The organism is Alteromonas sp. 009811495, assembly GCF_028865455.1.
Classification (GTDB): Bacteria; Pseudomonadota; Gammaproteobacteria; order Enterobacterales; family Alteromonadaceae; genus Alteromonas.
In genome coordinates, this window is sequence record NZ_CP113972.1 from 430,522 (window position 1) to 450,296 (window position 19,775).

Annotated in this window: 17 protein-coding genes; 7 read left to right on the forward strand and 10 right to left on the reverse strand. The window is 45.9% G+C overall.

Features of this window, described 5'->3' with window-relative positions:
* Positions 1–103: 103 nt before the first annotated feature.
* Positions 104–1,123, forward strand: a complete 1,020-nt coding sequence (locus OZ660_RS01875) for a DUF4382 domain-containing protein (RefSeq protein WP_274742362.1) — start codon at positions 104–106, stop codon at positions 1,121–1,123.
* A 227-nt stretch (positions 1,124–1,350) separates the two neighbouring features.
* Positions 1,351–2,208: a glutathione-dependent disulfide-bond oxidoreductase gene (yghU, locus tag OZ660_RS01880; protein ID WP_274742363.1), complete on the forward strand. Its 858-nt coding sequence runs from the start codon at positions 1,351–1,353 to the stop codon at positions 2,206–2,208.
* An 80-nt stretch (positions 2,209–2,288) separates the two neighbouring features.
* On the opposite strand, the gene OZ660_RS01885 is transcribed toward yghU, so the two are convergent.
* A complete protein-coding gene (locus tag OZ660_RS01885) occupies positions 2,289–2,867 on the reverse strand; it encodes a TetR/AcrR family transcriptional regulator (protein WP_274742364.1) in 579 nt (192 codons plus the stop codon).
* Positions 2,868–2,988: 121 nt separating this feature from the next.
* Between OZ660_RS01885 and OZ660_RS01890 the strand changes: the two genes are divergently transcribed.
* A complete protein-coding gene (locus OZ660_RS01890; protein ID WP_274742365.1) occupies positions 2,989–4,407 on the forward strand; it encodes an NAD(P)-binding protein in 1,419 nt (472 codons plus the stop codon).
* Between the two features lie 23 nt (positions 4,408–4,430).
* Positions 4,431–5,513, forward strand: coding sequence for a DUF2855 family protein (locus OZ660_RS01895; RefSeq protein WP_274742366.1), 1,083 nt, complete (start codon positions 4,431–4,433; stop codon positions 5,511–5,513).
* 2 nt (positions 5,514–5,515) lie between these two features.
* Here the strand turns inward: OZ660_RS01895 and OZ660_RS01900 are convergent, their stop codons facing one another.
* From OZ660_RS01900 to argC, 8 genes are all read right to left on the reverse strand, one after another.
* Positions 5,516–6,382 (reverse strand): alpha/beta hydrolase family protein, encoded by an 867-nt coding sequence (locus OZ660_RS01900; RefSeq protein ID WP_274742367.1) that lies wholly within the window; start codon positions 6,380–6,382, stop codon positions 5,516–5,518.
* A 76-nt stretch (positions 6,383–6,458) separates the two neighbouring features.
* Positions 6,459–8,723: a bifunctional diguanylate cyclase/phosphodiesterase gene (locus OZ660_RS01905; protein WP_274742368.1), complete on the reverse strand. Its 2,265-nt coding sequence runs from the start codon at positions 8,721–8,723 to the stop codon at positions 6,459–6,461.
* A gap of 106 nt (positions 8,724–8,829) precedes the next feature.
* Positions 8,830–10,140 carry an amino-acid N-acetyltransferase gene (argA, locus tag OZ660_RS01910; protein ID WP_202263325.1) on the reverse strand — a complete coding sequence of 437 codons (1,311 nt, stop codon included), beginning with the start codon at positions 10,138–10,140 and terminating at the stop codon, positions 8,830–8,832.
* Between the two features lie 17 nt (positions 10,141–10,157).
* Positions 10,158–11,540 (reverse strand): argininosuccinate lyase, encoded by a 1,383-nt coding sequence (gene argH / locus OZ660_RS01915; RefSeq protein ID WP_274742369.1) that lies wholly within the window; start codon positions 11,538–11,540, stop codon positions 10,158–10,160.
* A gap of 35 nt (positions 11,541–11,575) precedes the next feature.
* Positions 11,576–12,781 (reverse strand): argininosuccinate synthase, encoded by a 1,206-nt coding sequence (locus OZ660_RS01920; RefSeq protein WP_274742370.1) that lies wholly within the window; start codon positions 12,779–12,781, stop codon positions 11,576–11,578.
* A 36-nt stretch (positions 12,782–12,817) separates the two neighbouring features.
* Positions 12,818–13,729 (reverse strand): ornithine carbamoyltransferase, encoded by a 912-nt coding sequence (locus OZ660_RS01925; protein ID WP_274742371.1) that lies wholly within the window; start codon positions 13,727–13,729, stop codon positions 12,818–12,820.
* Positions 13,729–14,535 (reverse strand): acetylglutamate kinase, encoded by an 807-nt coding sequence (gene argB / locus OZ660_RS01930; protein ID WP_274742372.1) that lies wholly within the window; start codon positions 14,533–14,535, stop codon positions 13,729–13,731. Before argB ends, OZ660_RS01925 begins: the two co-directional genes overlap by 1 nt.
* Positions 14,532–15,545 carry an N-acetyl-gamma-glutamyl-phosphate reductase gene (gene argC / locus OZ660_RS01935; protein ID WP_274742373.1) on the reverse strand — a complete coding sequence of 338 codons (1,014 nt, stop codon included), beginning with the start codon at positions 15,543–15,545 and terminating at the stop codon, positions 14,532–14,534. Before argC ends, argB begins: the two co-directional genes overlap by 4 nt.
* A 527-nt stretch (positions 15,546–16,072) precedes the next feature.
* Between argC and OZ660_RS01940 the strand changes: the two genes are divergently transcribed.
* Positions 16,073–16,483, forward strand: coding sequence for a methylglyoxal synthase (locus tag OZ660_RS01940; protein ID WP_159627326.1), 411 nt, complete (start codon positions 16,073–16,075; stop codon positions 16,481–16,483).
* 84 nt (positions 16,484–16,567) lie between these two features.
* Here OZ660_RS01940 and OZ660_RS01945 read toward each other — a convergent pair whose 3' ends face one another.
* A complete protein-coding gene (locus OZ660_RS01945; protein WP_274742374.1) occupies positions 16,568–17,395 on the reverse strand; it encodes a Spy/CpxP family protein refolding chaperone in 828 nt (275 codons plus the stop codon).
* A gap of 196 nt (positions 17,396–17,591) precedes the next feature.
* Here OZ660_RS01945 and OZ660_RS01950 point away from each other — a divergent pair, with 196 nt between their 5' ends.
* Positions 17,592–18,338 carry a response regulator transcription factor gene (locus tag OZ660_RS01950; protein WP_202263331.1) on the forward strand — a complete coding sequence of 249 codons (747 nt, stop codon included), beginning with the start codon at positions 17,592–17,594 and terminating at the stop codon, positions 18,336–18,338.
* Positions 18,339–18,399: 61 nt separating this feature from the next.
* Positions 18,400–19,764, forward strand: coding sequence for an ATP-binding protein (locus OZ660_RS01955; RefSeq protein WP_274742375.1), 1,365 nt, complete (start codon positions 18,400–18,402; stop codon positions 19,762–19,764).
* Positions 19,765–19,775 lie beyond the last annotated feature (11 nt).

Sequence of the window (19,775 nt, forward strand, 5' to 3'; positions counted from 1 at the left end):
TTGGCATGTTCATTGTATTGTTAGTGGTTATAAAGCAATAGTAAAACAAGTAAAGCTGAATTAAGAACGGAATTTCTTCAGCGAAGATAGAGAAGGTGTTGTTATGAAAAATATGAAAAAGAAAAGTATTAAAGCGCTGTTTCAATCAAATCGCATTCGTCAAAGTATGAGGCGCTCATTCTCTACTTCCCTAGTCATTGCGGCACTTGCCACATTAACAGCGTGTGGTGGGTCAGGCGGCGATGATAGCAACGACACAACACCTCCAGATACTCAGCCTACGACCACCACATTTTCACTGGCTGTCTCTGATGCTCCTGTAGACAACGCTAGCGAAGTTGTTGTGTATTTTGATGAGGTAGAACTTATCGGAAACGGAGAGCCCATTAGTTTTTCGGTTACTGATGAAAATAATGACCCGAGAAGCATTGATCTATTGAGCCTTCCTGGCGCTCAATTTGAAGTCATCGTCGAAGACACGGCGATACCCGTCGGTGAATACAACCAACTACGCCTAAGTGTGACAGACGATTCTTATATTGTAATGGACGAGGGAACATTCCCAATCCGTGTACCTAGCGGCGAATTAAAGTTAGATGGTTTTACCGCCCAACCAAATTTCGACGCGGCCTATACCGTTGAATTTGATTTGAGAAAAAGTCTTGTCGACCCGGTAGGCCAGCAAGTCATTATGTTAAAGCCAAGGGGTGTACGCTTAGCCCTTAATGACGACGTTGGTACGTTAGAAGGGACAGTAGACAGCGCACTTGTTATGGACGAAAAATGTGCGACTAAAACAGATATGTTTGCAGGAAATGCAGTTTATGTATACCAAGGTGAACAAACGCTTATCGACACGTTAGGTGATGATGCTGACGAGGGTGTAGACGACACCGAAGTAAGGCCATTTACAGTGGTTCCTGTCACTTATGACGACCAAAACGAAACATTCAATTTCACAGCAGGTTTTGTACCGCAGGGTGAGTACACAGTGAGCTTTTCGTGTGCCGCCTTATTCGATGAACCAGAAACCGACGAGGACGAAGAAGATGGGTTCTTCATACAATCTTCTGATGTAGTGTCGGTTACAGCCGGTGATGTTACTACCGTAAATATCGAATAGTCCCAGTTTGCGGGCAACGGACTGCTCGCCTTTTATTCCAAAACCGAGCCGAGTGCTCGGTTTTTTTATATGTCGGTTAACGTAAATTGCTGTGTATTAGTCGACGGTCTTGAACTATAAGTGTTTAAAAGCAGTTCTTTGTTGTTATGTAATACCTAATAGCTCTGAAGCGAAATGTTGTGCGCCAGAGTGTCATTCCCTTTATGAAAAATTACTGAGGACCCAATATGTCAACAACAGACAGTTACACGCCACCTGAAGTTTGGACCCAAGATGAAGATGACGGCAATAAGTGGGCTAGTATTAATCGTCCAGTCTCAGGTGCTACGCACGACAAGACGCGCAACGTCGGCGAGCATGGCCTTCAACTATATTCGTTGGCAACGCCAAATGGTCAGAAAGTCACTATAATGCTTGAAGAACTCTTAGCCGCTGGCGTAAATGAAGCTGAGTATGATGCGTGGCTAATTAATATCGGTGAGGGCGATCAGTTTTCTTCAGGTTTTGTTGATGTAAATCCCAACAGTAAAATTCCCGCGATGGTTGATACTACAACGTCACCAGAAACTAAGTTGTTTGAGTCGGGCTCTATTCTTGTCTATTTGGCTGAGAAATTTGGTAAGTTTATTCCAACCGAACCACAGCAAAGAACGGCGTGTTTTAACTGGCTGTTCTGGCAAGTGGGCTCTGCACCGTACTTGGGTGGTGGCTTCGGGCACTTCTATAGTTATGCCCCGTACCCAATGGAATATCCCATTAACCGCTTTACTATGGAAACAAAACGCCAACTTGATGTACTTGATAAACATCTTGCGAATAATGCGTTTATGGCTGGCGACGAATTTTCAATTGCCGACATCGCGATTTGGCCGTGGTATGGCAACCTTGTACTAGGCAATCTCTATGATGCAGCAACATTTTTACAAGTGCACGAGTACGAGCATCTATTAAGTTGGGCACAGAAAATCGAACAGCGTGAGGGTGTTAAACGCGGTCGCATTGTAAACAAAACATGGGGTGAAGACGGTCAACTCCCCAACAGACACAGTGCCAGTGACATCGACGAGGCGCTGGCTAACAGGTAGACGATGCCATTCCCAATCAGCTAGCCACAGGTAATCTGCTCGCGAGCGTAGCGCTCACCAATCTCGAGAGAAGGTGAGTGCTATTGCGTTGCAACTAACGCATAAACATGAAGCCTAATGGCCTGAAGCGCTCGCTCCTTCCAATTGTTCCATGCTATTCGATTACTAATCTCATGTTGATTAAGCGTAATGTAACCGTGATTGAGTGCCCAAACCTGCATGGCGATATCTTGTTTTTCTTCTACGGATAGGTCCTTTTTAACCAGAGTCGCGGTGAGTTTTGTCAACGTAATAAAGGCTCTTTGACCGGCGGCAATTGCGTCATCTGAAGGCGTGTAGTCTTTTACGTTCGACGCAAAAATAAGACGATAGTGAGCCGCGTGCGTTTCTGAAAATGTCAGTATTCTTTCGCATCCGTTGATCACTCTTTCTGCGGGTGTATTGCCAACAGCGGCATTCATTTCTGCTTCTACCAGCTCGAAACCTTCGATATAGAGCGCGTCCAAAATACCTTGCTTACCTTTGAAGTGGCTGTATATGCCAATAGTCGACATACCCGCCCCCTGTGCAATTGCGCGTACACTTAGCGCGTGGGTTCCGCCCTTTAAAAATAGCGCTGAAGCGGCATCGAGGATCCGTTGTCTTGTCTCTTTTTTCATTAACACTGCATTTACATGTTGCGCAATATAACAGCGTTATGTAAAGTGATTTATAACGCTGTTATATTTCTTGGTTCAAACATAACCTGCCTGGCCGCAGGTTGATATAAGGACATCATATATGAAAGTTGAGCAATTAACTTGCGATTATTTAGTAGTAGGTGCGGGTGCTGTGGGGATGGCGTTTGCCGATGTACTGTTGCATGAAACCAACGCTAACATATTGATTATCGACAAACATGCGAAGCCTGGCGGTCATTGGAATTTGGCCTACCCATTTGTCACACTACACCAACCTTCTGCATTTTATGGTGTGTGTTCAAAAGAATTAAATCGAGGCGTTATAGATAAGTGCGGCATGAATGAGGGGTTAATGGGGTTGGCGTCTGGACAAGAGGTCAGTGCTTATTTTGATGCCGTAATGAACGAAACCTTTTTGCCAAGTGGCAGAGTGCAATATTTCCCGCTGTGCGAATATCACGGCGAGAAGCGCTTCGCTTCATTGGTTAACGGCACACAATACGAAGTCACCGTAAACAAGAAGATTGTAGATGCTACTTACCTCAATACTAATATTCCGTTAACCCATACGCCAAGCTTTACGCGGGATGACGATGTTGCATTTACACCCGTTAACACGGTAACAATGCATGCCAATGGCTATGAAAATTATGTTGTTGTGGGCGGTGGGAAAACCGGTATAGATACCTGTTTATGGCTGCTGCAAAACAAGGTCTCGCCAGGTAATATCCATTGGGTAGTCTCTCGTGATGCATGGTTGTTAAATAGAAAGAATACGCAGCCATTAGAGCGCTTTTTCTTTGACGCTATTGGTGCTCAAGCCAATCAAATGGAAGCAATTGCACAGTCTGAGTCGATAGATGATATGTTTGACCGACTTGAGTCGAGCGGCGTGCTGTTGCGACTTGATAAGTCGGTCAGGCCAAGTATGTTTCATGGTGCAACTGTTAGTGAAATGGAGCTAGAGGCACTGCAAAAGCTAACATCAGTTGTGCGCCACGGCAGGGTAAAGCATATCTCAAAAGAGGCATTGGAATTTGAGAATGCTAGTTGGGCAATGCCTGAGAACGCCCTAGTGATAGACTGCTCGGCATCAGCCATCACCAACTTAGAGATTAAACCTGTATTTAGTGGAGACACCATCACACCGCAAACAGTACGTGCATATCAGCCTGTGTTCAGCGCGGCGCTAATTGCGCATGTGGAGGCGGCATATAGCGATGAGGCTACTAAACAGCTACTCACTCAGGTCGTTCCTCTCCCCAATCGCGATATTGACTGGCTGCCGATGACTGCTGCCATGCTGCGGAATATGAAGATTTGGTCAGAAGATGAAGCGCTACGTATGTGGATCCATCAATGTAGATTGGATGGGTTCTCCCGAATTGTACACGGTGTTGCAAAAGACGATGTTAAGAAGTTAGCGGTGTTAGGGCGTTTAAAGGCGGCTAGTATGCCAGCTATGCAAAAGCTAATGACATATATTCAAACGCTCAAAGCATCTGGGCAGTTTGGTTAACTGATGACAAAGGGACAAATACGATGAATCAGTTTCAAGTCGACAAGCAGAACATAAATACTATACGCATTGCCGAGGCTGACAACGAAAGAAACACGACAGCCTGTGTAGCGTTTGAAGTTGAACGGTTTGCGTTTACTGCCAATAACCTCACGTACTTTATGGTGGGTGAAAAGTTGGGTTATTGGCAGTTTTTTCCTCCTGTTGATGCGCCGGCAGATACCCCATGGGGTGTTATCCCAGTTTGGGGAATAGGAAAAGTAACGCACTCAACACTGGACGACGTAAAAGTCGGCAGCCGCTATTTTGGTTACTTTCCTCCGGCAACTAAGTTGACTATGAGTAATGCCAAAGTCAGCGATAAAAACCTAATCGACTGCAGTAGCCACAGGTTGCCGCTGCCGCAAGGATACAACCTTTATCGCTTACTTCCTGCGAGTAATGGGAAGCCTGATAGTTCTCAGCCTTATCAAGACAACCTGCAAATGTTGTTATGGCCGCTATTTATTACCTCATATTGCCTATGGGAGGCGGTCAGTGCCATAGACGTAGCGCAACGCGAGCAGGTTGTTATAGTGAGTGCGTCTAGTAAAACCAGCTTGGGGCTCGCTTTTGCGCTAAAAGAAAAGGGGATAAGCGCTACTGGTATCACATCGAGAAAGCACGTGGACATGGTAAAACGTGTCGATGTTTACGAAGAGGTCATTAGTTACGACGACCTTGCTTCACTTCCTATGGTGCCTAGTGTGGTTGTTGATATGTCGGGAAGTGCAAAAGTGAAAGAAGCGCTTACAGAATGTATCGGCCAACAAAACATGCGCTACATACAAGTGGGGTTAACGCATTGGCATGATGTGACTGATGAACAGCAAACAGACAACACGTTCTTTTTTGCGCCAGCCCACATACAACAGCGTGTCGCGGAAATAGGCGCCGCTGAATTTTCTAAACAAAGCAGCGCCTTCATTTTCAAAGCAATTACGTGGAGTAATGCGTGGCTTAAGGTTGAAGAGCGTAGCGGACTTGAAGCGCTTGCTGATGACTTCGCTCAGCACTGTGGCGGGAATATCCCCGCCAATATCGGCCGTGTTTATACGCTGGGGTAGCGCTACAGATATTGATTAAAGTAGTCTGAAACTTTTGGCCACAAGTGCTGGCATTTTCGAGAGAAAAACTTCATGTGGCCAATTTCGCTGACACCATGCGCTTGTGGTTCAAGCTCTTCTACTTCTGCTTCCATATTTGGAAATACGCTTATCATGTCATGCACGTTGGCGATGTTAGCAATATCATCGTCGGTGGCTAACATCCACTTTGACGGCAGCGAAATATTGTCGTAGTGATGCGTTTTGACATCGTTTCCAAATGCCGTTTTCACGTAGCCACTCCCGTTACACCACTGCTGCCATTGGCGAGCTACTTTCTTAGGTAGTGGCTCTCCCATGCCCACCCATTGAGATTTGGTATGACCGAATAGTAGATTGCTCACGGGTATATAAAAATTCATAAAGAAATGCGCTTTAAGCAAGTAACTCTTTCGCATGTTGCGCAAACTGCCTGACGAACTGCCAAAGTTACAAAACGCAGTCAAGTCGTGCACGTTATGCATGAGGCCGAGTAATTGCCCGCCAGCACTGTGGCCTACTAGAAAATAATGTACGTTGGGAAAAGCCATTTTGAGTGCTTCAAGCACGGCTGGCATATCTTGCTCGCCCCACTTAACTAATGAAGCGTCACTTTTACTCACCGTTGAGTGAGCTGATTCACCTATACCTCGGTTATCAAAGGTAATAACACCAAAGCCTTGTTCGCATAAATAAGTGGCAAAAGCACTGTAAAACTGGCGTTTTATGCCAGTGGCAGGGCCAATCATGATAGCGCCTTTTGCTGAAGACTGAGGTGAGTACAATGTGGCGGTTAAACGGGTACTGTCGCTGCACGCTATAGCGATGTCTTTAGATGAAGTACTGTTCACAAAAAGGCCTACTTTTATCTTTTTTCAACTGGTCAAACCAGTAAAGCTTTTTGTGAGGAAAATTGCAATGGAAAAACTATTTTATTGCGTGATGAGTGTGTATAGATTCCTGGGCAACCCAATGTGACACGGGGGCGGGTTTCCCAAAAAGATAACCCTGAAACATGGTCACTCCCATGACCTGTAATGCTTCAAATTGCGCTATTGTTTCAACGCCTTCAGCCACAGTCTTCATATTTAAGCTCTTGGCAAGATTCACCGTCATTTCAACAATTTTTCTGTGCCGTTCAGAGGTTTCGATACTCTCAATGAATTCTCTGTCAATTTTTAAAACAGAGGCAGACATGTCGATTAGCTGAGAAAGAGAGGCATGCCCAGTACCAAAATCATCAATGATAATCGTGGCGCCGATGTTGGCTAGTGACTTAAGGCGTCGCTTGGTTTCATTGTGGCTTGCAAGTACAGAGGTTTCGGTAAGTTCGAGCTTGATTTGCTTACATAGCACAGGATTTTCTGAGAACCGTCTAAGTAGCTTTTCGTAGAAAACGTCACTTAATAGCTCTGGGCCTGACAAGTTAATGGCAAGTGGCGCGAATGGCAGGTTTTTTGGCCACGAGGTAATAAGTTCGACAGTGCCATCAATCACTTTTTGGGTAAAGAGTATGTCCCAGCCGTTCTCTTCGACCACTGGGATAAATTGAGCCGGCTGAAGGATAGTATTGCTGGCGCGATCATTAAGTCTTGCAAGTACCTCGTAGCTCACCACATGTTCTTCGGTATCGACTTGCGGTTGAAGAAATAGTGCCAGGCAGCCATTATCGAGCAGTGACTTAACCTTGTCTTTGTGTTGTGTGTTTTCTCTGATAACTCTCACTGCATTTGCACTGAATGGTGCAAAAGGTATCTGGTAGGTACATTGACTAAGTGCAATTGTGCAACATTCCACTGCAGTGTCAGGGCTGATTTCTTTGGTGGGAATAGCATAACCTGCACGCCATTCTAGCTGAAAGTTTCTGTCTTCGTTACCTAGGCTGATCACTGAGTATCGAGGAAGTTGGCGACCCAGCCAAGTTTCTATATTTTGGCCAGCCAGTTGTAAATTAGGTAAAGCGAAGAGAAATTTAGCGCCAGGAAAGTGATACAGCTCAACAGAAGACGATAGTGCTTTTTTTAGCTGTGACGCGACATCACGTAGAACATCATCTCCAACTGAATGACCGTAGCGTAAATTAATGTCGCGCAGGTTGCTTAACTTCAGTAGCACCACATGCTTGTTGATAATGGTTTCTTCTGTGTCTGATTTACGCCAATAATTATGGTTTTTGAGTAATGTAAGCTCATTCGTATACAGCTTTTCAAACTGTTGCTTGCGAATAGCATCCAACTCGCGCGTACTCTTTCTCATCGACGATACGTCGTGGCAATGAATAAGCTGCTTTTGATGATGTGTTAGGCTGGCAAATTGCAAAATAAACTCGCAATCTGAGTCGCCCTTAATGGTCGCAGACTGATTTTCACCTTTTCCAAAAGGCGAAGATAGCTCAAAGATATCTTCTATGTTATCCGCATGTGTATGCTGTGCTTTTTTGAATTTGCGTATCAGTTTTCGCCCAGCTTTATTTGCCTGCAATATACGTCCTTGCTCATCACAGAAAAAAGAGGGTGTACCGCCGTTGTTAAAAATCTCCTGATACTGGTGTACTAATTTGTTGAGCTTTCGACTTTGTTGGAGGTTGCTTGAAGACTGCTTTTCCAACGATGACATTACGCGTAAAACGGCCAGCGGAATACAAAAGTTAAAGAACAAAAATAACACTGATGCAATGTAAGTATGTGTTTCTGGTAAGGTGATATCTATGCCGGCAAGCGGCGAAAGCGACTGGTTATTAATAAGCAAGATGTAGGGCACAATGTTGAATAACATGACCAAAACAGAAGCTTTAGTGCCATACATTAACCTGACAATAATGGGTAGCGTAAACAGCAGCAAAAAACCGTAGCGCGCTATGGTGAAGTCAACTGTAAAAAACACAATGCAGAAAGACGCCGCGACCACAGTAGAAACAAGGCAATAAGAGGCAAGTTTTACTTGCGGCCTTTTAATGGCCAACGTTGCATACAGTAGCAGGGAAAAGCCAATAGTTAGCACAAGAACATGATACATGCCCTTCATATAGGCCGTGTATGAAGAGTGGACTACAATCGCGGACGTCAAAATTGCGCCCACCAATAAGATTATGCGAAGTACGCTCAGGCGCCAAATGCTCGCATCAGTGGTATTGAGATGCTCGCTATCCAGAAGTAAGTATCGTTGTAATGCGCTTTTTAGACGAGTTAGCACTAGTAAACCACTGATTTAAAATTCTTTATTCAATACTAGAGATTTTAATATAACCTCTTCAAAGGCATTGGGATAGTGCTAAATGAAAACTATTTAAGGTGTTTGGTTACACTGGTAACGTAAACACCTTTGAGTTGCGCTGAAAATTATAGAGTTCTTTTTTGACAGCAGGCAGTGCGCTGATATCGGCAGGCTCAAAACCTTGCTCCAAAAACCAGTGTGCAGTCACTGTGGTAAGCACAAAAATACGATCAATGCCTGCTTCTTTCGCACGTAGTCGAACTTCATCAAGAATACGTTCTCCACGGTTTTTGCCGCGATAATCTTGATGAGTGGCAACACATGCAAGCTCAGCACAGCCATCTTCAGGGTAGAGGTAAAGTGCAGCACAGGCGATGATCATGCCGTCACGTACAATCACAATAAACTGATTAATTTCGTTCTCTAGACGCTCGCGAGAGCGTTTCACTAGCACGCCGCTTTCTTCTAAAGGCTTAATCAATTTTAAAATGCCACCTACGTCATCGATAGTGGCAGCACGCAGTTGCTCATAATGATGCTCCATTACCAGCGAACCCGTACCGTCGCGAGTGAAGAGTTCTTGTAGCAGAGCTCCGTCTTGCTCAAAGCTGATGCAGTGAGCACGAGGAACACCGGCTGCGACGCTGGTGGTCAGTGCGCTAAGTACAGTGTCCTCTGTGGTGATGTCGCCAGCCATCATAAGCTGCTCTAGCTGCGGGCGCTCGATAGTACGCAGTAGTCTACCTTCACGATTGTAAATACCGTCGAAGTTGGAAAACACAATGAGCTTGTCTGCCTTAAGTGCTATAGCGGCTTGTGTTGCCACATCTTCGTGAGACAGATTAAACACTTCACCTGTTGATGAGTAGCCCATAGGTGAGAGCAGAACAATAGAACCGTCGTTAAGATGGTCATTAATGCCGGTGGTGTCAATGCGCCGCACAAGGCCGGTATTTTCAAAATCTACCCCATTGCGCACGCCCATAGGCTTTGCCACTACCAAGTTGCCTGAGCACACGCGAATTTGCGAGCCATGCATGGGCGAATTCGGCAACCCCATGGTGAGTAACGCTTCAACCTGAGAGCGCACAGAGCCTGCGGCATCTTTTACGCACTCAAGAGTTTGCTTGTCGGTAATACGCACACCACTATCAAAACGACCCTCAATATTGCGAAGTGCCACACGCTGATCAATTTGAGGGCGAGCACCGTGTACTACCACAACGCGCACGCCCAAACTATTTAGAAGGGCAATGTCGTGGATAATATTGGGGAAGTTCGGGTGTTCAATGGCTTCGCCACCGAACATTAGCACAAAAGTTTTGCCCTGATGCGCGTTAATGTACGGTAACGAACTGCGAAACAGCTTAATACCATCGTGATGTGCTAATACCATTTGCGTGTCCTTTGCTACTAGCCTTGCTTGTCCAAGTTTTCCAGCTCTTGATACAGTGCTTTTGTCACGGTTTCTTTGCTGGTGCCACCTAGAATATTGCGCTGATTTACGCCGTATTCCAGTTGAAGCACTGGGTAAACATCGTCTTCTATCTTGTCGCAAATAGCTTGCATATCGCTAAGGGGTAAATCTTCAATTGCGCAGCCTTTGTCAATGGCTTGAAGCACTACACGCCCTGCAATATCGTGACCTGTTCTAAACGGTACACCTTTGCCTACCAGGTAGTCAGCCAGTTCAGTTGCGTTAGAGAAGCCTTGTGTAGCAGCGACACGGCAGCGCTCTTCGTTAAGTTGTAGTGAGTCCAGCACTTCACTGGCAATACACAAACAAATATGCCATTGATTTACCGTATCAATCGCCCCCTCTTTGTCTTCTTGCATATCTTTATTATAGGCAAGGGGAAGGCCTTTCATTGTAACGAGTAGGGCTTGTAGCGACCCAAATACGCGACCGCATTTACCGCGCATAAGCTCAAGAGCATCGGGGTTTTTCTTTTGTGGCATCAGCGATGAACCAGACGTCACGCTGTCGCCTAATTGAAGAAATCCAGCTTCCCCTGAGTTATAAAAAATCATATCTTCAGCAAGGCGTGATAAGTGCATCATACTGGTACTTGCTACAAACAAAAGTTCCAGCACAAAGTCTCTGTCAGACACGGCATCTAAGCTGTTAAGGCAGGGAGAGTCGAAACCAAGCTCCTCAGCAATAGCGTGGCGGTCTACGGGGAAGGTAGTGCCTGCCAAGGCGCCAGAGCCAAGAGGACACTGGTTCATACGTACTTTTAAGTCATCTAAACGGCTTAAATCACGCTTTAGCATTTCTACGTAAGCTAAGCACCAGTGCGCAAAGTGAATAGGCTGTGCACGCTGTAGGTGAGTATAACCCGGAATAATCGCTTCCTGATGACGGCTTGCGGCATTAAGCAGAGACTTAATAACACCCAGTACATCATCGCGCAGTGAGGCAATATGCTCGCGTACCCACAGACGAAAGTCAGTGGCTACTTGGTCGTTACGGCTTCGCCCAGTATGAAGTTTGCGGCCAATGTCACCAAGCTTCTCAATTAGCGCGGCTTCCACAAAGCTATGAATATCTTCTTCGCTTGACGCGTTGAAATCTAATTCACCCGCTTCGGCCTGTGCTTTTAACTCGCTAAGTGCGCCTTCAAGTTGTGCTTGCTCATCAGTCGTCAGTACACCTGCTTTTTGCAAAGCGCGCGACCAGCTTATAGAGCCTTGAATATCTTGGCTTGCCATAACCTGGTCAAACGGCAGCGAGTCGTTAACCTGTTTAAACATACTACTTGCACCGGATTCAAACCGGCCACCCCACAACGCCATGTGATGCTCCTTAAATGCTTTTAATACCTAACTCATTAACCTTGGTTTTTAAGCGCCGCAATACGACTCGATAGACTGAACAGGCGAATAAAACCTTCAGCGTGTTTTTGGTCGTAAACGTCATCGGCACCAAAGGTAGCGAAGTCTTCAGAGTAAAGGCTGTTAGGCGAACGACGCTGCGTTACCGTTGCTTGTCCTTTGTATAACTTAACCACGATGTCGCCAGTGACTTTCTGAGCAAACGAAGCTGCACCGGCTAATAGCGCATCGTTAAGCGCAGTAAACCAACGGCCGTCGTACATCACATGCGAAAACTCAAGACCAATTTGCTCGCGGTACTTAAGTGCTGCTTTATCCAGTACCATTGTCTCAAGGGCTTTATAGGCTTTAAGCAGTACGGTGCCCCCTGGGGTTTCGTAGCAGCCGCGCGACTTCATGCCGACAAGACGGTTTTCAACAATATCGATACGTCCAACACCGTGCGCGGCAGCTACGGCATTTAATTTTACTAACGCTTGATACGGAGACAGTGCTTCACCATCAACATGGGTTAGCTTGCCTTCGTTGAAAGACAGCGTTACACGCTCTGGGGTATCTGGCGCATCTTCAGGGTCGACAGTCATGGTCCACACTTGTTTGGTAGGCTCTTGCCATGGATCCTCAAGCTCTCCACCTTCATGTGAGATGTGCCATGCGTTTGCATCGCGGCTGTAAATCTTTGTTGCTGATGCGGTAGTTGGAATATTGCGCTCGGCAAGGTAGGCAAGTAGGTCTTCGCGGCTCACCATATCCCATTCACGCCACGGTGCAATAACGGTTAGATCAGGAGCAAGTGCGGCAAAGGTGCTTTCAAAACGCACTTGGTCGTTACCTTTACCTGTGCATCCATGGCATAGGGCATCAGCACCTACTTTACGAGCAATCTCGACTTGTGCTTTCGCAATCACTGGACGCGCCATCGATGTGCCAAGCAGGTACTCACCTTCGTATACCGCGCCAGTTGTAATGGTCGGGAAGATGTACTCACTAACAAACTCTTCTTTCAAGTCAACAATGTGGCACTCACTTGCGCCCGATGCGATGGCTTTTTCATGAAGGCCCTCAAGTTCTTCATCGCCTTGACCAACATCTGCCGCAAACGCGACAACTTCGCAGCCATAGTTTTCTTTAAGCCATGGAATGATGGCTGAAGTATCAAGCCCGCCAGAGTAGGCCAGCACAATTTTTTTAACGTTTTGCATCTAAGTAATCCTCTTAAGCGTCTTTTATGCGTCTTGCTAGGCGCTAAGTAATTGAGTAAGAATGGCGTTCTGGCCATGCATTCTATTTTCGGCTTGCTGCATTAACAGCGACTTATCGCTATCAATCAATGAGCCAGTAATTTCTAAATCGCGATGGGCGGGTTGACAATGCATTACGTAGCTTGCACCTGTCGCTTCCATCAGCGCTTCATTCACCTGATACGGTGCAAATTTCTCTTTTATGTCTGCAAGTGGTGTGTTATCACCCATAGATAGCCACGTATCGGTATAAATGACATCTGCACCGTTTGCGGCACTTAAGTCATGGCTTTGCACAATAGATACACCGGTTTTATTTGCAATAGCTTGCGCTTGCGCCACAATGTCAGCATCAGCTTCGTGACCTTTTGGCGTTACGACCACTTGGTTACAGCCAAGTAATGCGCCCACAATCAGCAAAGAATGTGTCACGTTGTTACCGTCACCCACGTACGCCATGGTTAATCCTTCAGTCTTGCCGAAACGTTCAAACATAGTGAGGTAGTCAGCAAGTCCTTGGCACGGATGATACTTATCGCAAAGCGCATTGATCACCGGTACATTCGCGGCCTTAGAAAAGGTTTCTAGGGTAGTGTGCGAGAAAACGCGCGCCACAATAGCATCGGCCCAGCAGGCTAAGTTCGCCGCAGTATCAACAGCATCTTCACGACCAGCCAATTTGCCCGATTGCACATCTAAATACACCATGTGACCACCAAGCTTATTAATACCAATATCAAAGCTCACGCGGGTGCGTAAAGACGGTTTCTCAAACAGGGCAACCACAGACTTACCCGCCAGTACATTGCTGTAGCTTGCAGGTGCTTGTTTAATTTCTACTGCTAGTTGCAGCAACTGTTGCATTGCATCTGGTGTCCAGTCTGCAAAGGTAAGTAGGTCCTGTTTCATTATACGTCTCCAGCTTGCTGCGCTTTCGTATTTGCAGCATTTGTAGGTCTTATTTGTGTACCTGTGTTTTGGTTAAGAATATCGGCAATGTCAGCTATCCAGCTGGCAATAAATACGGGGCGTTGAAGGGTGTTTGCAGAAGCAAGAGCCGCATCGACTTTCACTTTCATACCGTCAGTGATGACGCCCTCACCGGCATAGTGTGCAATGCTTTGTGCATCGAGTTCGCGTATCAGCATTTTATCCGCGTCTAACACGCCATCTACGTTAGAGAGTAGCAGCAATTCAGCATCTAGAAGCTCAGCGATTACCGTTGCAGCTTGGTCGGCATTAACGTTAAGCAATCTGCCTTGGGGGCTTGAACCGATTGAGCTAATTATAGGTAAGGTATGCTGCGCGAGTACGTTCTTTAGAAACGCTGCATCTGCGGTTGACGGCACACCTACCGCACCGTATTGATCGGCAAGTGGCTCGCAGACCACCATATTGCCATCTAGTAGTGACAGACCCACCGGCGTTAAACCACTGGCGATGGCGGCGGCGCACAATTGCTTATTGGCCGAGCCTGCTAATGCGCCACAGATGTATGGCATATGTTCATCAGGAGTAACGCGTAGGCCATCAATTTTAGTACTTTGTAGCCCAAGACTTGCCATAAGCGTTTCAACCAATGGGCCACCACCGTGTACTACAACAACAGGGCGTGCAGTTTGCACTTCTTTAACACTTAAAAATAAGCGGGCCATAGCAGGTGCATCATCAAGTAATGCACCGCCAACTTTAATAACTATTGGTGAACGGCTCATAGTACTAACCCTGTTTCTACTGGCTGTGCTGTCATGATATTTAGGCATTGAATAGCTTGCGAAGCTGCGCCTTTCATGACGTTGTCTATTACTGCGGTAACCACGGCATATCCCGATGTTTCATCTAACTTCCAATGCAAATCAACAAACGGGGTGTGCGCGACATCATCAATTTTAGGGAAGCTGTCGCGCAAACGCACAATAGGTTTATCAGCATAGGCTTCACAGTACGCTTGTTCAAGTTGAGCACTGGTTACACCTGCTTTTACTTTTACGGTAACAGTGGCCAAAATACCGCGTTTGAAATTACCTAAATGTGGGGTAAATATGACTGGCGAACCAAGATAGGCTTCTATCTCTGGTGTGTGACGGTGTCCTAATACGCCATAGGCTTGCAGGCTTACTTCATAAAAACTGGTAGTAAGGCTGGCCTTTCTACCGGCACCGGATACACCCGAAACGGCATTGATAACGGGCCTTACGCTATCATCAAGTAGAAGCTTGTTTGCTAATGGTTTAAGCGCACTTAAACTGGCAGTAGGGTAACAGCCTGGTACGGCTATTATATTCGCGCTGGCAATATCACCGGCATACCATTCGGCAAGGCCATAAACCGCTTTATTTAGGCTTTCTTCTTGAGTGTGGGCGAAGCCATAAAACTGCGCAAACACGTCAGTATCTTTTAACCTAAACGCACCTGATAAATCGAGTACCTTTGCACGTCCTGACGACAGAATTGGCATCCAGTCATGGCTAGCCTCGTGAGGTGTGGCTAAAAAGACAAAATCCACACTTTGTGACAGTTCTAAGAGCGCTTCATCTGAAATAGGTGTAAGTACCGCATTTACGTGGGCAAGATTGCCATGTAGCTGGGCAATGGACTTACCTGCATCGGCACTATTTTCAGATACATAAGTACCTTTAAGTGCGAGTGCAGGGTGCTGCATCACCAACTGGACAAGTTGTGCTCCTGTGTAACCACTGGCACCAATAATTGCAACGTTATACATAACTAAAAATTCAATAAAGGAAGAAAAAAATCACTTTTTACCTTTGTAAACTGATTGGGCGTATTCCTTTGCCTAACCGCTACCACATTACAAAGGTAAAAAGTGTGCTAACGCAAAAGCATAGACGAATATGCGCGTCGTCGCGCGCTATGCCGCACGTAGCCAGCCAGGGGAGAGGTTAACTCTTTATCGCTGTTGACCAGATAATCAATAGCGTGAGTTGGTTGTGTCATCACAAGTTCCTATTTCGATTAACCCAAATATTGGGCTAGATGCTTTAACCGACTACTAGTTTATTCATTTTGAATGTTTATGCAATATAAATGTATAAATATTTTGCTTGCTGTGGGCGAGAGTGACCAATAAGAGTAATAAGCATAATACAATTAAAGTTATTACAAGAAGTTGACAGTTGAAGTTATTAAACTGAATATTTATATTAAAAGCGCTACATGTGGATGTGCCGCTTGCATATACAAAGAAAAAACGAAGAAAAGACAAAGAACAAACAGTAGGGCTCGACTAAAATGAGTAAATTAACGCTAGCGCTTGTCGCTCATGATCATAAAAAGCCTGAGCTACTTGCATGGGTAAAGACACATATTGACGTGCTTAAACAATGCAATTTGGTGGCTACCGGTACAACGGGAGGGCTTATTGCAAGTGAAACTGGGCTTGATGTGACGCGTTATAAGAGCGGGCCGCTTGGTGGTGATCAACAGATTGGGGCGCTTATTGCTGAAAATAAGCTTGATGCGTTATTTTTTTTCTGGGACCCGCTTAATGCCGCACCGCACGATCCTGATGTAAAAGCATTACTTCGTTTGTGCTCTGTGTGGAATGTACCTGTGGCGTGTACACCAGCAACTGCAGACCTCGTGGTAACATCACCTTTGTTTTTATCACCGGATTACAAACCAGTAAAACCCAATTTTTAAGCGGTCTTGAACAGAAAAAATTAAGCAAAAAGCGTTGATGAGTAGCATCAACGCTTTTTCATAACTACGTATTCAGGTTAGCGTTTAGGACCTGAACATATCGCGTAGCGCTCTTTCTTCCTTACGTTTTTCTTTAAGTATGCTTTGCTGCGCTTCGGTCAACACGGCAAACATCGCTTGATGGTGTTTTGCTTTTGCGATGCCTGCGTTAACCAGCTCGTCTTTATACTGAGCAACTAACGCATCAAATGCATCTTTTGAAAACGCTGAGCTTCGAATTAACGCTTGCTGCGCTTCTTTAAAACTACGCATGGTCTCACGATGTGTCGCCATAGCATCCTTCATGTCTTCTCTAAGTGTTGCAAGCGTTGCCTTTTGCTCGTCACTGAGATCGAGGCCTCTAAAGGGCATAGGATGGCCGCGCTCGTGCGACTGCCCTCGTTTCGCGAAATGGGCCTCACGCCTTTCGTTACTTTCTTGACGCGCCTGCATACGCGACTCGCGTTTGGCTTCGCGCTTTTCTTCTCGTGCTAGCATCAAAGCTTGCTGCTCTGACGTAAGCACATTAAAGATGTCGTGACGCAACTGCGCAAGCGCGAAAAATGTCGCCTCTTTTGCGGTAATCTTCTGTGTAACAAATTCAGTGAGCTGTGCCTCTGAAGCTGTTGCTAACTCAAACTCAGGGATATCATTTTCCGCAAACACTGGGCGAGGGTTAGCAGTTTTAAACGTACTCACTAAACCTTTTATTTCCTCGCGCTGCGCATCAGATAGCGACAGGCCTCGCAAGTGTTTAATCATATTATGAACAGGCTCATGATGACGCATTTCGTGGCCAGCGTGTTTTGCTGATGCCACGCCACATACACTGATTGTGGCAACAATCGCACTGGCAATTAATACTCTTTTCATCGTCGTCTCCTTTTTGTTCGGACAATACAAAGAGTAACGCCATTTAAAAACAATGCAGTCAAGGTAACGTAAAGCTTATGTAAAGGGCGTAACGAATCGAGATTGTAAAGGTCTGAAAAGTTATAGTAGAAGTGTGTCAGTGTAATAAATGGTGAAGCAACCATACAAAGGCGCTTTAATGGTGGAGAGTTCTGATATGGATCAGGCAGTCAGCGAGTTAAAAATTATGAGTTCAGACTATCAATTACAATCTGTGCTAGTCATCGACGATGATATTGAGCTAACCGATATGCTTTCAACTTACCTCAATAGTATGGGGTACAAAGTTAAGGTTTGTAATGATGGCGAAGCCGGTTTGGCTGAAGCGGTATCAGGACATCATTATGATTTAATATTGCTTGATGTAATGATGCCAAAAATGGACGGCTTCGACGTACTGAAAAAGTTACGAGCAAGTCATACTACACCTGTTCTAATGCTTACGGCTCGTGGCGATGATTACGATCGCATACTGGGGTTAGAAATGGGGGCTGATGATTATCTGCCTAAGCCTTTTAACCATCGAGAATTAGTGGCGCGTATTAAAGCCATCGTGCGTCGACATAATATTGCTTCGCTTGGCGGAGGTGCGATCGAGCAAGATCTTGTGATTAATGGCATATTCTTAAGCCCAAGTAGTCAGTCAGCAAAAGTTGATGAGACAGAGTTAACATTGACTACTACTGAATTTTCCATTTTAAGACTGCTCATGCTAAATGCTGCTAAACGCGTCACCAAAGAAGAAATTAGCCTTAAGATCCTCGGTAAACCCTTACAGGCGTTCGACCGCAGTATCGACATGCATGTCAGTAATTTGCGCAAAAAAATCGCAGGTGCGGCGCATGATGAGAAAATAAAAACCATTCGTGGTGTCGGTTACATGTTGCTGCTCAACAAAGAATAGCGTGGCAAATAATAGCCCCACGCAGTCAGCAAATAATTGAGCGGCTAAAAAGGTAGTTAGCATGCTAAGCAACGTTCTAAAGAGAGTAAATCCAGCCCGCGCGATTATGGGGCGGCTTTTCCTATGGTTTTGGGTGACGTTTATAGTCACAGCACTTCTTGCCATATGGGGAAGCAGGGTGTTTTTTGAAGAGCTTGAAGTCGTTGATGTCAAACCTCGTGATGTTGCCGAGCTTAACGCTATATCACAGCGATTAGCACGCCCTCGACTAGCGGATGCATCGTTATTAGAACTACTCAATCGTAGCTCTCGGGGATTGCGCGGACGCTTAGCTGCAATCAACATTGCCACAGAGGAACTGACTATTGCTGGTGGGCCGCCGCTTCGCGCAAATGACAAGAGAGATTTGCAGCGCTTGGTTAGTCAATCCTCTCCCATTGCGATTAAACGCGGGGCAATCAAACTCGTTGGCCCAGTCTTCTTTGAGCGAAACGGCGAAAGATATGCACTGTTCTCAGCTAAATTCGATATGCCAGAAAGAAAAGCACCACCAGTGCTGTTATTTCTTATTATCGCGCTTGTCACAACCACCGTACTGAGTTGGCTATTTGCTCGAACATTGACTAATCCAATCTTACATATTCAAGGCTCAGTAAAAAAACTCGCAGGGGGTGATTGGCATACGCGGGTTGACAAGGCCGCTAACCGACAAGACGAGCTAGGGCAACTTGCCCGCGACTTTAATACCATGGCAGAACAGCTGGAATCGATGTGGGGGGCGCAAAAGCGTCTTCTCGCCGATGTGTCGCATGAATTGCGCTCGCCACTCGCGCGACTTCAAATGGCTTTGGGGTTAGCACATCAGCAAAACGTAGACCCTGAAACGCTAACGCGTGTGGAGCGTGAGGCTGACAGAATGGAAGCGCTGATTGGGCAACTACTCGCGCTCAGCCGTGCCGAGGCTGGAGAAGTGTCGCTTCAAACGATGCCGCTTAGTCTTGCCCTAAATGACGTGTTTACCGATGCGAATTTTGAGGCAGCAAATTCTAATAAGCAGCTGCTCATACAAGCGATTCCTGAGTATACCGTGTGTGTGGATAGTATGATGTTATGTAGAGCGGTTGAAAATGTTCTGCGTAATGCAATTCGCCATAGTCACTATCTGACCGAAGTATCCTTTAATGCCGATGCAACACATTGGTTTATTCACATAACCGATGATGGCGATGGTTTGTCAAAAGAGGAATGCGAACGCATATTTGCACCATTTTACAGAGCCTCTTTAGCCCGAGAGCGGGAGTCTGGTGGCGTTGGATTAGGTTTATCCATTGCAAAAGCGGCGGTGGAGTTGCATCATGGAAGGATAACGGCCGCACCCGCGAATAAAGGTGGTCTTCACGTTACACTTGCCTTTAAAAAGCAATAGTAAAGAGACAG